The following is a 15,289-nucleotide window of genomic DNA, read 5'->3' as shown; positions in this document are numbered from 1 at the left end:
CGGAGGGTTGAGCTGGGCTGATCAGTTGGCTGGTTGGGTCTGGCGGTGTGGTGGGTGCTGGCGAGGTGCTTGGCGTTGCTTGCGGGTCCCGACTGGGCGGGCCTGTGAACTGCGGAGTTCGTGCTCTGGGTTGGTCTCGTGGGTGTTGATCAGTTCTGTTGGCTGGTCGGTCAGGTGCACTGGGCGACTGTTGTAGCGCCATAGCGGTGCGTGGCCGTGGATGCCGATGGTGGTCATCAGGTGTTGTTGGTGGGGGTGGAGCTGGTCCCAGGTGTGTTGTTGGGTGCGGATCCATTTGGTGGTCTGGTTGGGGAAGGGCATGCCGGTGCTGTAGTAGGTGTGGGCTTGGTGCCAGCTGTGGTTCCAGGTGGCGCGCCAGGGTGGGTTCCACCACGGGTCGAGGGCGGCGAGTTGCGGGTTGTGGGGCCAGGGCCGGCCGGTGCGTTTCACGTGGGCGTGGGCGGCTCGGCGTTGTTTGTACAGCCACCATCCCAGGGGGAAGCCGTCGTGTTCGGTGCGGTAGTCGGCTGAGGTGAGGTGTCCGTGCTGGGCGGTCCAGGCTTGGGCGTAGGGCAGGCCGGCCGCGAAGGCGCAGGGCGGGTTCTTCAGCCGCGGGCGGACTGGGCGGGCGGGCTGGGGAGTTTTCGGTGGTGGTGCCAGCGCGCGGGCGCGTTCGCTGGGGAGGCCGATCTCGGCGAGCAACTGTTGCTGCTCGGGGTGGAGGCTGCCGTAGCTGGAGCACTGGGTGAACAGCCATTTCGCTGTCGCCGACGGGAGCGCGTTGAGGTCGGCCGTGGTCGTCAGGGAGCGGCCGGAGGTGTGGGTGCGGGCGGCGAGGTAGGCCTGCTGCCAGCGCAGCCCTCCCACCGGGTTCCAGTGGGGATCGATGGCTTCCAGGGCTTTGATGCGGTCGGCGGGCAGTTTTCCGCGGCTGGCGCGGCGGCGTTGGGTGCGCAGCCAGGCGCCGAGGCGGTAGCCGTCGTGGCGGGCGGGTTCGGCAACGGCGAGGTTGCCGTGCTCCTGGGCCCAGGCGTGGGCGTGGGCGAGGCCGGCAACGAAGGAGGCGGCTTGGGTTTTGCGGCGTGGTAGGGCGGTGCGGGCGCCTTCGGAGGTGAGGCCGAGGCCTGCGAGGAGTTGCTGCTGGCGGGGGTGGAGGCCGTCGTAGACGGCGCACTGGCTGTACAGCCAGTGTCCGGTCCAGTCCGGTGTGTTGAGGAAGCCCTCCTGGGGGGCGAGGTTTTGGCCGGGGGTGAGTTGGTTGCGGGCGGCCTGGTAGCGGCGTTGCCATTTCATGCCCCAGGGCGGGTTCCAGTACGGATCGATGCGGGCGAGGTGTTCGTCGTGCGGCCAGGGGGTGTCGAAGAGGTCGCGGTGGAGGTTGGCTTGGTGTCGTTGTGTGGCGAGCCAGCGGCCGAGGGGAAAACCTAGGTGGGGGGGGCGGTGCGGGGGAGGTCGAGGGCGCCGTGCTGGGCTGCCCAGTCCCGGGCGTAGTGCAGCCCTGTTTCCATGGCGGGATGCCGGGTGGCCGGGTTGGGCACGGCGGTGCCTGCGACGGGTTCGGTGAGGCCGAGGCGGGCCAGGAGGTGCTGCTGGCCGGGCTGGAGGGCGGTGTAGTTGACGCACTGGGCGTACCGCCACTGCCCGGTGCGGTCGTCGAAGTTCCGGAACCCGGCTTGGGGGTCGAGGAGGGTGCCCGCGGTGACGGCGGCGTGAGCATGGTGGTGCTCGCGCTGCCAGTCGGTGGGCCAGGGCGGGTTCCACCAGGGGTCGATCTCGGTCAGCGTCTGGTTCAGTACCGGGTCGAGGTGGCCGCGCCGAGCACGTACCCGCTGACTGTGCAGCCACTTGCCGACCATGAAGCCGTCTTGGCTGGCCGAAGTGGGGGCGCACAGGTGTCCGTGCCGGGCGGCGTAAGTGCGGGCGTGATCCAGAGCGGTGTGGCGGACGGCCTTGATGTTCTTGCGCCGGGGCTTTGCCACACGCGCTCGCTCGGGTGTGATGCCGATTTCAGTGAGGAGGCGCTGCTGCTGAGGGTGGAGCTGGTGGTAGTCGGTGCACTGGTCATGCAGCCACTCTCCGAGGCCCTCGGGTGTACCGGGGAATCCGAGCTCGGGAGCCAGGGGGTGTCCTGCTCGGACGTGCGCTTGAGCACGGTGGTAGATGCGCTGCCACCACAGGTTCCAAGGCGGGTTCCACCACGGGTCGAGGGCGTCGAGGGTGGCGGCGCGTTCGGGAGCGAGCTCAGGTCCTGCGGCCCGCTGGTTGGCGAGCCACAGGCCGACGGCGAAGCCTTCCATCTGCACCGTGTTGGGCGCGCACAGGTGGCCGTGCTCGGCGGCGTAGGCACGGGCATGGCGCAGCCCACGTGCGAACCCCCGGGCCGCGTCTTCGGTGCTCTCTGGGAGCGACGCAGGCTCGGGCTGTGCGGGTGTCTCGCCCCGGTCACTGCTTTTCGCCAGGAGCTGGGAAACCGGGGAGGGCCGGTGAGGCGGGGAGACGCGCCACATGTTCCGCGTCTTCGGTATGTGCCCGGCTTGACTGCGGACGCAGGCGCGCACCCAGGCGTTCAGCGGCCCTGTCGTGACCGCAGTGAGGCGGTCGGCGATCCACGGCCGCCCAAGCCGCCGGGCCAGTTCGCCGACGAGGCGGGGGACATCGGCGAGCGAGTGCGGTTGATGCCGGCCCGCCTCGTTGAGCAGCAGCTGCTGCACACCCGCATCGGCCAGGGCCGCGGCCAGCGTGACGGCTTCCGGATAGGTCACCGCATCCCGCGCCGCTACACGCCATGCGAAGCCGTTGCCGTGAGCCATCAGCCGCAGCCGGTCGGGCCAGAGGGTCTCGTCCGGCCAGGCCTCGTCCCACCACGACGCTGTAACCGCCTGCGCCACAGCGAACGCTTCGCCGGCGTGCGGGGTGCGCCGCAGCAGCCGTGCATGACGGCGCTGGGCCGCTGCGATCTGCGGCACGTGCCGCACGTCCAGCTGCCCAGGGCCGGCCGTCGCTTCGTCGACGACGGGTGTTTCCAGCATCCCGCACTGGTGCTTGACGCATACCCGTGCGTGCGGCAGGAGGTAGCGGCGTGCCTCTTCCCCGCCCTGTGTGGCCCTCGCGGTGCAGGCCCGGCATCCGGGGCCGGTCGGCGGGATCGTGGCTGCGGTGCGGACCCAGGCGGCCGGACCGCTTCCCAGCCTGCTCGAAGGAACCTCCCGGCCCCAGGCGGGAAGGGCACGGCGCAAGTGTTCTTCGGGCATGCGGCAGAAGGCGGCGACCACCGTCCGGGCCTCGGTGTTGAAGACGACTTCGCCGTCGGGCCGCACGGTGAAGAGGTTGGGACGCCGTCCCACGTCCACGAGTGCCCAGATGAGCTCTTTGGCCGTGAGCCGGTAGCGGGAGGCGACTCGGCTCATGTAGGACAGCGTCGTCTCACTGTGCAGCGGCGCTACCCGCACCGCGCCCAAAGCCCCTCTGTGCCCCGAGAGTTCGGGCTGCTCGCGCTCAAGTGGCTGCGCCTGCTGTCCGCTGGGGCCTGCATCACCGCTGCTCCGACCTCCCTCAGGATCCCGCGCTGTGGCTGCGCGGGCGAGGGAGGCGTTTTCGCGGCGGGCGGCCTTGCTGTTCGGCCCGGATGTCGAGCTGGATGCAGGCCAGGAGCTTCTTGGTGATTTTTTCGCTGCCGTCGAGCAGGGCGGTCAGGGCGGTCAGGGCGGCTTCGCGGATGAGGTGGGAGAGGCTGCCCATGACGCCGCCGGTGCGCTGGTGGAGGTAGTCGGCGTGCTGCGCCAGGGTGTGCGGGGTGTGGTGGCGCAGGCGCAGGGCTTCTTCCATGTCGGTGACCAGAGCGCGCCAGATCTCGCGTTGCTCTTCGGTGGCGCAGGGCAGCGCGGTGTTGCGGATCAGGGTGAAGCGGCCGGCGAGCTGGGCGCCGCGCGGCCCGGTCAGCAGGGGAGAGGCTTCGACGTCGACGCCGGCGTAGACGAAAGTGGCGGGGATGCGCTCGCCGAGGTGTTTCATCTGGTCGGAGGTTTCCGCGCCGGACCGGGTGCGGGTGTCGAGCAGGTGGACGTCGTCCACGAGGACCAGCTTCGTCTCCAGGAGGCACAGCAGGTGGCAGACGGCGTCGGTGATCTGTGCCTGGTTCATGCGGGCCGCGATGGGGATGCCGAGGAACCGGGCGAATTCGCTGACCAGCATCTTGGGTGTGGAGGCCGGTGGCACGGCCAGGAAGACCACGGGCAGGCGGTCCATGCGGTCGGGGTGCCGGCGCTGCTCGGCGAGTTCGAAGGTGCGGCCCATTTCCAGCAGGGTGGTGGTCTTGCCGGTGGTGGGCGGTCCGGAGACGATCAGGCCGCGGCGTGCGGTGCCCTGCTGACGGCGGTTGAGGAGCATCAGGCGCCGCAACGACAGGGAGATGCGTTCCATGGCCGGGGTGGTCAGCACCACGAACCGGGAGTGGTAGTCCAGCCGTTCCTCCAGCGACCAGTCCTCGTCGGCGGCCGGATGGGGCTGCAGCGGGGGAGTGGCGACGAACTGCTGCCAGCCGTCTCACGTGGTCGGCGGCGCGTACGCCGCGGCCCTCGCTCCGTCGTGAAGGGTGCTGTCGGCAGGGGCGTCTGTCACCACTGTGCTGCTTCCTGGTAGGCGTCATAGATCCGGGAGGGACGCGGAACTTTCGTTGAGGAGTCCGGCCGTTCGTCTCCGGCAGGCACATCGGCGTCAGCGGGGCCGGGCAGGCTGTCGTCCTCGTCCCAGCCGTCCTCGAACCTGTCTCCCCTTGCTGATCCTCTTCTTCCAGCGGCGTGAAGGCACCCACCAGGCCGTAGGAGAGGGTCGGAGCCGCCACGGGGTCCGGGACCGCCTGCGGCACGGCCGGTCGGGCCAGGGACGCTGCGGCGCTGGCGCGCGCCGCCACCGTCTGCTCGCGGCGAGTCCCGGCACCGTTGCTCGCACGCCGCAGGAGGCGATCCAGGGCCTGAGCGAGCTGCCGCTCGTGCTCGACGCGGTCGCCGCGGCGCTCGACTGCGGCACGGACGTGCTGCCAGGTGAAGTCGGTGAAGGGCAGGCTGACACAGCCGCGGTGGATCCACGGCACCTCTTCCCAGCCGGTGGGCAGCCGCACCCAGATCTGATTGGGGTCGTAGGGGTTGTGGTGCACCTCCCATCTGCCGTCCGGTGCACCCGATGGGTCCCCGCGGTGCGGATTGAGGACCTTGTGGTCGTAGGTGCGGTAGTCGAAGCGGATGCCGTAGTCGTTGATGGCCACCCGCTTGATGGGCATGAGCTCGATGTAGTCGTCCGCGCTCAGCGGCACCGGGATATAGCCGGTGACTCCCACGAGCGCGCCCCACATCTCGTTCGGCGACAAGGCGAGCTTCGGTGCCAGCGGATGGCGCAGCGACGCGTGCGGGCGGTGCTGCCAGTCGGTGACCAGCCACTCATCCAGCAGGTCCTGAACGTGCGCAAGCGTCCAGCACGCCTCGTCCTCAACGCGCGTGCCGCGCCGGGTGACATCCGAGCCGCTGTAGCCGGCCACGTACTGGGAGAACCGGTCCCCGATGGTGCGGAACGTCCGCTCGACATGGCCCTTGGCCGGGCCGTTGGCCGGCGGCGCCGGCTGAACGGACACCCCCAGGCTCTCGCACGCGGCAATGAAGGAATGGGAGATAAACACCGCACCTTGGTCGACCACCACCGTCTCCGGCATGATCACCGGCCGGGCCGCTGCTCCTTCCAGCCGCGCATCCAACGACACCAGCCGCTCATAGGGGATGACTGACCGGGACATCGCCAGGGCCGTCTCCCACCCCGGGCGCATCCGCATGGGCGTGACCATCTGCGCCAGCAGCACCGCCGCATCCACCGATCTTGTGCCCACCGGACGCACCACCGCGGCACAGATACTGCGCGCCACGTCCAACGCGATCGATAACTCGACCGACCCCGTCACCCCGTCGGCGAGGACAACCAGCACATCAAGCGGCGTACTGTCCAGCATCACCAGCTCACCCGGCCGCAGCGTCACGGTCGGGGTGAAGGGAGGGGCCGGCCGCGACGTGCGCCGCCGCTGCTGTGCCGCCGACCCCAGCAGTCCATGGCCGTCGGCGAGCGCGTGCACCAGCCGGTTGAACGTCGTCACCGGCGGTACCTCCACCGCGCCGGGACCATGGGTTTCCTCCAGAACCCACCCGACCATGCGCCGCAGCCGGCTCAGCGTGCCACTGGAGCGTTCCCGCTGTGCCTCCAGCACCTGAGTGATCGCAGCGACCACACGCTCATCGGCCCGTCCCACCACAGAACGCCTGCGCGCCGTGCGCTGGTCGACCAGCCCCCACAGCCCCTTCTCGCGGTACCGGGCCCGCATCCGCCGCACGGTCACCGCACTCGTCGGCTGCCCCGCCGCGGTCAACTCCGCTGCCTTGGCCTCCTCCCGTTCAGCCACATTCCGCTGCGCCGGATCGAACTCCGCCCGCGGCACACCGCCCTGCCCCGGCACAGGAAGGCCGGTCTCCACCTCGCGTACGTGCCGCTCCCAGGCCTCAGCACGCTCGCGTGCCTGCACAGGCAGTTCCTCCAGGAGCCCGAACGGAGGCACCCGGGGGCGGGCCGCTCCGACGAGTTCGAAGTCAGGAGCGGCGAACAGATAGCTCACCAGCACCGTTGCCGTGGAGTTGTCCGAGTCGACCAGCCGGGCACGGGCCCCTTCGAGCATCACGACCGTCCAGGAGCGGTCCTCGAACCGCACCTGGCTCCCCACCTCGAGTACTGCCGCCGTCACGCAGACGCCCACTCGCCCGGGCCTGCTGTCACGGTCACCTGTTCATGCAAGGGATCGTTCAGCGGGGCTGACAGTGCCCCGGTCCATAGGGCATGGAAGAGGGCTGGGAGAACCCTGATGGTGTCCCCGAGGTCACGTGCTCCTTCGATCAGCGGCCGAGGACGGGCAAAGACCTGCACCGCCTCTTCCATGAGCGCGGTGTTCCGGTAGCGAGGGTGCCGGTATCCCGACAGCCAGCCCAGGTTGGCGGCGACAACCGGTTCGGGAGGCGAGGTGACCCTGTACTGCCATCCCACCGCTGCCATGACGTCAGCACGGTGTGCGAGCCGGGGAGAGATCTTCCCTCGTCCGGCACAGTCGAGCAGCAGACCGCCGCCATCGCTGAACCGTGCCATCAGGTGCGGCGCATGCGACACCACGGTCCCCTCAGATCCCCGCCAGGACAGCTCCACAGGGCGGCATGCCATCGTCATGACCGAAGGATCACGGTCCAGCAGCATCACCTGGGTGCGCATGACACCCGACCCGTAGTGCACCAGTCGCCCGGTCGTTGCCGACCACCACCAGCCCGGCGCGAAACGACGGCCAGACCGCACGGGAAACGGACGTACCGGACCGCAGTCCTCCAGACGAACGACACGAGCGGCCTCGCCCCACGGCATCCGCTGTTCTCCACCGTACGGATCCAGGAACCGGGCGCTGTATCGACAGGGATCAGCGACCGCCGAGTGCGCCGAGGAGCCTTGCTGCCACATGCACCTTCAACCGATGAGCATCCCATCAGGTAATGGCCACGTGGCGGCCTGCTCCCTCACACGCATTCCAAGCCCTGGTCAGCGAACGCGTGCCGGCGGATCTGACGGCACGGGGCAGCCGCCTGCTGGGGGACTGGTCCAACACCAACGCCGGTGATTCGAGCGGTCGCCGCGTACGGCTATCGTCCACCAGGACGTCCCCGGTGGGAACACGCCGCCGCGTCGATGTGTAGCAGGGAGCGCGTCATGGTGCGGGACGGCGCGGACAGCTCCAGGGCACGCTGCTGGCTCTCGTTCGGGCGGCGGGTGTCTGCGAGCGTGGTGAAGGCGTGGCTGAGGCGGACGTGGTGCTTCTGCTCGCCGTACGTCAGCCACGTGTCTGACCGCTCGCCCTCGGGGAGCCGCTCCATGAGGGCGCCGGCGAGTGCGGCGTGGGCCTGCTCGGTCTGTTGGTGACCTGCGGCCTGGCGGGCCTGGTCGGCGAGGCCGGCCCCCGCCCTCGGGGCGCCGTAGTTGAGCGGCACCATGGCCTCCCGGGCAAGCACCCAGGCGTGCAGCTGGGAATTGCCGGATTGGGCGGTGGCGAACCAGGCGCGGGATTCCCGGCGGCTGCCCAGGTCGTACAGGACGATCGCGGTCATCCCGGCCATCTGTCCGGCCGTACGCACAGCCGCGACCCTACCGACGGTGGGCTGCGGGACGGTGAGCAGCGGGCGCAGACCGGCGAAGTCGGCGATCAGGTTGGCCAGGACGCGGGTGGCCGCTTGGCCGTGGTAGCCGTACCCGTAGCTCTCGGCTTCGGCCTTCGGGTCGGCGAGTTTTGATGGTCAAGCCGTATTTATGCGGCTCAAGTCGAGCGGAGTCGGGAGGGTCATGCCCCACGAGACGATGATGTTCGATGGCACCACGGCCTTCTCGATATCGGCACCGGAAGCTTTGATCTCTTCGGGGCCGGTCAGCTTCAACCCACACAGGGGGCAGTCCAGAAGGTCCACCGTTACCTCTGCCCCTGTGGTGGTCGAGCGGATTGGTGTCACCCGGATATGTGCTTCTCCACCACATGCAGGACACGCGAGAGTGGAGATCAGCACGATGAGCTTGTCGTCTTCCCCGGACACCGCGACGGCGTGAGGGCCTTCGACGGGTTCCTTGAGTGCCCTCTCTTTGGCGCCTTCAGGTAGTCCCTTGAACCGGTCATCGAAGAGGTGTTGGGACTGCTTGATCCGGACCTCAACGTCCCGCTGGATCGCATCCCGCTGCTTGTCGACGGCCACGTGGACCGCGCTGATCCAGCGACCCCAGAACTGCTCAGCCGGCATGTCGACGGCCTTCAACAGGATTGCGATGGTCTCGGCAAGTGTCGGCAGCAGAGACCTGGCCTCGTCGCCAACAGTTGTGTGTGCGGTGCCGTTCCGGAGGTCGATCAACCGATCGAGTTGAGGATTAGGCGGGAGCACCTTTATGCGCCGGAGCCGTTGGAGGGCCTCCTTGGCTCCGACAGTGCGGACCTTGTCCGGGTCCAGCTCCACATCACCGCCGAAGTACAGCAGCAGATCTGAGTTCCCGTTGCGCATCTCTACCAGATAGGTCGGGTTCTTCTTGACCAGGACAGCCTTGGCGAGCCGCTCGACGGCAACGCCACCGTGGAGAGCGAACTCGTCGTACTCGCCGCGCCCGTGGTCCTCCATGGCCTTGTACGCGGCTCTTCCGGCACCCGTCAGGAAGCTCTCGAACGAGAGTGAATCGTCCATGCCAGGACGGTAACCGCACCTGTATACAGGTGCGATCGAATTCGGGGCATCCCCATTGAGGCCGCTTTCACCCATGTCCCTAACTGGAGTTGCGGGTGATGGAGGGCGGCATGGGCCGCGCTCGCCGGTGTTGCGCGTCGGCGCCGCCGCTGTCCGAACTCCGGCGCCTGGTCCTCGCCGTCTCCTCCGTACTACGGCCCGAGTGCGGTGACCGTCGTACGGGGGAGACGCCACCGGCCACCGGCCACCGGCCTCGGGACCGGGACCACCATGTCGGCGGAGATCGGATCAGCGGGTGCGCCAGTTAGCGCTGCTGGATCCACCAGATGATCCACCCAGTCCCGCTCGCGCCCACGGCGCCAGCGGAGCCGCGGACGATGCCGTAGCCCGTCGTACGGGCGAGGGCGCGCAGACGACGGCGGCGACCGCCGTCCAGCAGCTGCAGCAGCCGGGCCCGGATCTCGGACCGGATGTGACGCAGCTTGTCGTTGCCCTGGTGGTGCCGGGTCGACGTCGGTCGGTCGGTGCCCTTAGGCTCGTTGAACATGCTGATGGTGCCTCCTTGGGGAGTGACTGTCGGTTTCTTCACTGGACGGCTCCCTGCTCCAACAGGGGGCCGTCGCCCGTTTGCGGGGCGGCGACCTGCGCCATGCCCGACCCGTGTTTGCGCCGGACCGGGAGTCGTGGGGCCGGGTCGCCGCAGCGCCCGGCCCTGCTCATTTCGGGGCCATCGCCCCCGAGAGCACGGGGACACCGGAGGCGATCCGCAGCGCGGTGTCGGCGACCCCCGCTGGACTCCAGGCGGCGGCCGCCGCCTCCCGGTCTGTCTTGTTGACGTTCAGGTCGAACGGCGCGGCGAGCGCCCAGCGCACACCCGTGCTCTGGCCGAAGATGGAGGAGCCGTCCAGATACTGCTCAGTGAGGAACTCGTACAGCAGCCCTTTCGTCTTCAGCTCCGTGATGCCGCGCCCGACGGTCGCCGGGGAGATCCCGTACCAGGACGCGAACTGCTTGTCCTTGTACAGGACGAAGGACCGGCTGCGCTGGCTCATGAAGATGAACAGCATCGCCTTCGCCGGCATCGTCAGCGACTTGTAGTAGTCCTGCTCCCAGTACGCGAAGGGCACCTTGAAATAGATGTCCTTGCGGGAGCCCTCCCAGTTGCCTGACGGCAGCGTGTACGGGTCCCCGGAGCCGTCCTCGTGCAGCTTGATGATGCGGGTCATCCGGCCGTCCGGCGCCGTGCTGATCAGTTTCAGCTTCTTCAGCTTGGCCAGGTGCCGGGAGACCGCGGCGCTCGCCGTGCCGTCGGTGGCGAACGAGATCCCTGCGGCGCGGCCCCATGTCTCGGACCGGCGAGTCACGCCCCAGTCGCCGTCGACGCGACCGCGCGGGAGTGGGCCCCGTGCGGCGACGCAGTGGACCAGGAGGAAGAGCTCCAGCCGCTCGGGGCTGCGCAGTAGGTGACGGAGAGGGCCGGGCCGCGTGACCAGGCGAGGGCCGGGGACAGTGTCCTGAACGAACGCGCGCCGGATGGGGACAGCACGGCTGGAGCGCTTGGACTCGTCCAGCAGCATCCGTATCGTCTCGCCCTGGCTCACGACCTTGTCCCGCTTGAGCACGGTCAGTTCGGTGTTCACAGGCCCAACTATGCGCCCCAGACAGGGCGGTTCGGGTGCCGGATACGGGAGCGCACGCCCGGCCGGACGCCCGCTCAGCTCGGCTAGTCGGAAAACATGAGATAACAGATGACCCCGATAGGAAACTTTTGTTCACCAAAAGCCGCAGGCAGGCCCACATCTGATGCTCGGAACCCTTGCGTGTTCAGCTTGCGACCTATGGCGTTCTGGACGTCAACATTTGATAATTTCATCTCATAACTCCGTGCTCGGGAGGAGACGACCCACGAGTGGGTCCCGCATCGGCCCGGCTGACCTAGACGACGTCCGCCCGCCCGTGCCGACAGCACGAGGCCCAAGGCCTTTTGAAGGGAGGGCCCGGGGTCCGGCGCGGTGGGGAGGGAGCAGGCGGAGGCTTTCTCAGTAGTCGTCTCGTTCGGAGGGCGGTCCGTACTGCTCGATGAGGTCGCAGGTGCAGGTGCCGCCGCCGTACAACGGTTTGTCGCACTCGGCATGGTGGTGCCGGACCGGCGGCTTCGGCGGCGAGGGCCGTACGGAGCCGCCCTTCGTCGGCTGGGCCGGGACAACCTGGGCGGTCGGCGCCGATGCCGCGCCCGCCCAGTCGACGCCCAACTCAGCCAGGGCCGACCGCTGGTCCGCTGTGAGCTTGTCCCGCCTCGCGCGGGCGTTCGATACCCACACGCCCAGCTTGACGGACACCGGTTCCGCTTCGCCGTTGACCACGATCTCTTCGCTGTGGCCGCGCGGTACCGGCCGCTGGCCCTCCCGTTCCACCCACTGTGCGAGGGCTGCCAGGCCGCGCTGGAACGCCTGCTGCGCCTTGCTCGGGCCCTTCGCCCGCGTGGCTGCCGGGGCGCCAGACGGAGCCTCAGCGGGCTTGGTGCCCAGCCTGGACAGTCGCTCCTGCTGTTCGTTCGACAGCTGCGCCCATGTACCCGGCTGGGTCTGCCGCTGGAGCCACCGTCCGATGTCGTCGCCGTCCATCAGCACCCCGGGTGCGATGTCTGGCAGGTGGCCGTCGGCGTCGACCAGGTCGGCGAGGACGCGGTAGTGGCGCTGCCAGTCCAGCGGCCACGGGCAGTTCCAGTCCGGGTCGATGGCCGCCAGCTGCTTTGCGCGGTCCGCCGCCCGCTCCGTGTCCTTCCCGAGGCCGCCTTTCCTGCGGAGGTTGGCCATGTGCTGCCCGACCGGGACCAGCTCACCTTCAGCGTCTCCCCACACAGCGTCTTGCCTCGGGGCCATGTGCCCGTGTGCACGGTGGTAGGAGCGCAGCGCCGCCAGCTTCGCCTCCCAGGCTTCCTCGCCCGGTTCCCACACTATTCCGGCTTCGTCGAGCAGCTCCTTGCGGTGGGAGTCGAGTTCACCGGCGCGGTACGCGCGCCGCTGCTGGTGGGTCCAGCGCCCCAGGGGGAAAACGGTGACGCCCAGCTCGGTCTCGGTGTCATACGGGACCGCGTGCAGACCGGTGATGCCGTTCTCCTCCCGCCAGCACAGCAGGGCCTGGTAGCCCTCCAGCCACACCAGCGACTCCGGCCGGTACACGCGGGTGCGCAGGAACGCGGCGATGGTGCCGGCGTCGCGCGGGCTGGAGAAGTGGAGCAGGGCGGACTCGGCAGCGGCCTGCGTGTCATCGTGCTCCTGGTCCTCGCCGCCGGTCCCGACGATCCGGCCCTCCTCGTCGCGCTGGACGTGCACCCGCCGCTGCTCACGACCCCGGGACAGGGCGCGCGAGGCGAGCTGCTCGACCAGGCGTTCATCATGACTGCGCAGGCCCTGAAGCACCGCTACAAGGGGTGCAAAACTCGCGCTGGCCACCATGTCCTTGGGGTCCTCGCCGGGCTGGAGGAAGACCGGCACGATGATCCTGGCCGTCTTCTGGGTGCCGTCCGGATTCGGCCTGAGCGCCCGGCCGATGTTCTGCACGATCTCCACCTGGGAGCCGCGGGTGTCCGCGAAGCAGATCGCCTCGACTCCCCGGGTGCCGACGATGTCGATGCCTTCACCGAGAACGCGAACGCTTGCCAGGAACGCCCGGTGCACCCGCTTGCCGTCGGCGTCGACGCCGTTGGCGAACTGCGCCAGGACCTCGCGCCGCTCGGACACCCGGTGGTCGCCGCACAGCCACCCCGACCACACCCGGTCCAGCGGCACATGACGACCGGCCTCCAGCTCGTAGAACTCCGCGTCGATCGACGACTTCGGCAGTTCTTCCGCGGCCTCCAGGTCCTCGTCCGAGGCGTCGTTGGCGTACAGCCGGGCTGCCGTCTGCGGCAGCTTCTCCGCGAACGCGGCGGCCTCCTCGACTCGCTGGTGGAACGTCATCACCGTCTTGAGGTTCCACCGGGCGGCGTGCTCCAGGAGGGCGGTCTGCAGGAGCGCCAGGCGCCGGCCGCGCACGGCTTCCTCCGAGGCCCCAAGGACTGGCTGAGGATCGCGGATCTCCAACACGTCGATCTCGAACCCTGCCAAAATTCCGCGCTCGATGCTCTCCGAGAGTCCAAGCTCGAAAATCCATTCGCCGTAGGGTCCTTCGGGGTCGCTTCGCATCGAAGCGATCTCCAGTTCCTCACCGTCCTTGCCTTTCTGCGGCCGGGGCGAGGCGAGGATGCGCGGGGTCGCGGTCAGGTAGAGCCGGTAGTCGACCGGGATGCGGTGGTTGTCGTGGATCGCCGACCACGGCCGACCAAGATCACCAGTAGTTCCGTGGGCTTCGTCAACTACCGCGAAGTCGAACGGGGCCATCGACTGGCCATACAGCCGCTCCCCGCCCGCCAGAGCGGCCTCCAGCGGCCCGCGCACTTTCCGCCACCCCGACCAGTCCTCGGGGTCCTCACGGTCCACGAGAGAGGCGTACGTGGCGAACACCACCACAGGCCCGCGCCCGGCCCACAGCGCGAGCTGGATCGGATTGGTGGTGGTGCGCACCCCGAGCTGCTCCAGGACGTCATCCTTCTCCAGCGAGCACACCGCGACCATCGACCCCGTGTGGCCGACCCTGCGCCACGCCTGGGCGGTCTGCACGAGCAGATCGAGGGTGGGGACCATGACGAGGATCCGCCCGCCCCGGAAGCACTCCAGCACAGCCCACGCGGCCGTGATCGTCTTCCCGGACCCGGTCGCTGACACGACGGTGGCCCGCGCCCCCCGAGGGGGCACTGATGACCTTGCAGAGAATCCCACCCACCTACGGATACGCACATTCGCGTCCACCTGGTGGTCCCGTAGCTGAATTGCAGGCATTTCCTAGCCTCCCCTTGTGGCCTTCCCCCCCCCGGGTCGTCAGGCGGACTTGTGCGGGTGGTTGTAGGGCCGGTCATCCATCCATCGGCGGCCGTTGCACAGATGCCAGCCGCCCGGATCCTCACCCTCGGGTCTGACCCCCGGGTCGTAATGGCCGGCCTCACGCGTGCACCAGATGACGTCACCAGTGGAGTACTCGATCGTGCGGGCGTTGCACAACTGGCCGTCCTCGCCCAGGAGCTCCAGCACCCGGCGCCGCTCCATGGTGTGCCGGTGCGTCCGGTGCATTGCCTGGCGCGCGAAGGCCCGCAGCCGCTCCAACTCCCAAGCCCCGTCCGGCGCGGGCTTCCCTGCCTGTAAGCGGGCTGCCGCAGCCGCTCGCCCACGCTGCTGGAACCGGCGGTCGGCCGTGCGCACCAGGCCCTCACTCACTGCGACCACACCATCCGCCCAGCCCTGCGCGTACGACTCCCCCCGTGGCTCAGGAGGTTCCCAACTGCCTCGCTCCACATCGCCGTGGGCGCTTGCCAGGGCACCGGCCTCGATGGCGGACACGACCGCATCGACTTCCCTGGGCTCCAACCCGGCCACCTCCAGGAGCGCGTAAGCACGCAGTCGCGCGTTCCGCGCGCCCTTCGGTACTCGCCGATTCGCTGTTCAGGATCACTGCTCAACTGCATTTCTATAGGGTCTACGTGAGCTGTCATCAGGCGGTGACTCCCTCAGGGGGTTGGATTTTTCAGTAGTTGGGGGGTGTCCCGTGTTTCCACCAACGGTACATGCTGCATCAATTTGATGCAGCCACTACACTGGAACCCGACACGAACGAGTGCCCCCTCCCTCGCAGCCAGACTGGTCCGCGTTAGCGGACTCAACGGCCCTGAAGGCGCAGCCGGAAGGGCTGTCAGGCGGGGGAGCGCAGCGGACCCGCCGAGCAGGCTGGAGCGAAGCGGAAGCCTGATAGCGGGACGGGGGTCCCGCCGGTCCGGAAGCGCAGCGGACGGACCGGCACCCTCCTTGCGCAGCAAGGAGGGTGTGCGGGTGGCGCAGCCACCCGCCAGCGCTCCCGCGGAGCGGAGCGCAACCCCGTGCGCAGCACGGGGGTTCGCTTGCACATCGCGCAGCGATGTG

Annotated in this window: 11 protein-coding genes; 1 reads left to right on the top strand and 10 read right to left on the bottom strand. The window is 69.0% G+C overall.

Features of this window, described 5'->3' with window-relative positions; genetic code table 11:
* Window positions 1-21: 21 nt before the first annotated feature.
* The 3 genes from OHU35_RS00055 to OHU35_RS00045 form a co-directional block, all read right to left on the bottom strand.
* Window positions 22-1,293, bottom strand: coding sequence for a helicase associated domain-containing protein (locus tag OHU35_RS00055; protein WP_405504027.1), 1,272 nt, complete (start codon window positions 1,291-1,293; stop codon window positions 22-24).
* A 131-nt stretch (window positions 1,294-1,424) separates the two neighbouring features.
* The gene (locus tag OHU35_RS00050) at window positions 1,425-3,407 is read right to left on the bottom strand and encodes a helicase associated domain-containing protein (RefSeq protein ID WP_405504025.1); all 1,983 of its coding nucleotides are present in this window, start codon (window positions 3,405-3,407) and stop codon (window positions 1,425-1,427) included.
* Between the two features lie 145 nt (window positions 3,408-3,552).
* Complete coding sequence (locus tag OHU35_RS00045) at window positions 3,553-4,437, bottom strand: TniB family NTP-binding protein (RefSeq protein WP_405509137.1); 885 nt, start codon at window positions 4,435-4,437, stop codon at window positions 3,553-3,555.
* Between the two features lie 1,379 nt (window positions 4,438-5,816).
* Here OHU35_RS00045 and OHU35_RS00040 point away from each other — a divergent pair.
* Window positions 5,817-6,248: a hypothetical protein gene (locus OHU35_RS00040; protein WP_405504023.1), complete on the top strand. Its 432-nt coding sequence runs from the start codon at window positions 5,817-5,819 to the stop codon at window positions 6,246-6,248.
* A 520-nt stretch (window positions 6,249-6,768) separates the two neighbouring features.
* Here the strand turns inward: OHU35_RS00040 and OHU35_RS00035 are convergent.
* From OHU35_RS00035 to OHU35_RS00005, 7 genes are all read right to left on the bottom strand, one after another.
* A complete protein-coding gene (locus tag OHU35_RS00035; RefSeq protein WP_405504021.1) occupies window positions 6,769-7,434 on the bottom strand; it encodes a TnsA-like heteromeric transposase endonuclease subunit in 666 nt (221 codons plus the stop codon).
* A 272-nt stretch (window positions 7,435-7,706) separates the two neighbouring features.
* Window positions 7,707-8,195 carry a hypothetical protein gene (locus OHU35_RS00030; RefSeq protein ID WP_405504019.1) on the bottom strand — a complete coding sequence of 163 codons (489 nt, stop codon included), beginning with the start codon at window positions 8,193-8,195 and terminating at the stop codon, window positions 7,707-7,709.
* 159 nt (window positions 8,196-8,354) lie between these two features.
* Window positions 8,355-9,278, bottom strand: coding sequence for a hypothetical protein (locus OHU35_RS00025; RefSeq protein WP_405504017.1), 924 nt, complete (start codon window positions 9,276-9,278; stop codon window positions 8,355-8,357).
* A gap of 304 nt (window positions 9,279-9,582) precedes the next feature.
* On the bottom strand, window positions 9,583-9,825 hold the full coding sequence (locus OHU35_RS00020) for a hypothetical protein (RefSeq protein ID WP_405504015.1): 243 nt from the start codon (window positions 9,823-9,825) through the stop codon (window positions 9,583-9,585).
* Window positions 9,826-9,994: 169 nt separating this feature from the next.
* Window positions 9,995-10,918: a hypothetical protein gene (locus tag OHU35_RS00015; protein ID WP_391808917.1), complete on the bottom strand. Its 924-nt coding sequence runs from the start codon at window positions 10,916-10,918 to the stop codon at window positions 9,995-9,997.
* A gap of 399 nt (window positions 10,919-11,317) precedes the next feature.
* Window positions 11,318-14,158, bottom strand: coding sequence for a Helicase associated domain protein (locus OHU35_RS00010; RefSeq protein ID WP_405504013.1), 2,841 nt, complete (start codon window positions 14,156-14,158; stop codon window positions 11,318-11,320).
* 39 nt (window positions 14,159-14,197) lie between these two features.
* Complete coding sequence (locus OHU35_RS00005) at window positions 14,198-14,590, bottom strand: hypothetical protein (protein ID WP_405504011.1); 393 nt, start codon at window positions 14,588-14,590, stop codon at window positions 14,198-14,200.
* Window positions 14,591-15,289 lie beyond the last annotated feature (699 nt).

Origin of the sequence: Streptomyces purpurascens (assembly GCF_045040895.1) — a bacterium.
Classification (GTDB): domain Bacteria; phylum Actinomycetota; class Actinomycetes; order Streptomycetales; family Streptomycetaceae; genus Streptomyces; species Streptomyces purpurascens.
This window is presented reverse-complemented; position numbering and strand designations above follow the sequence as displayed.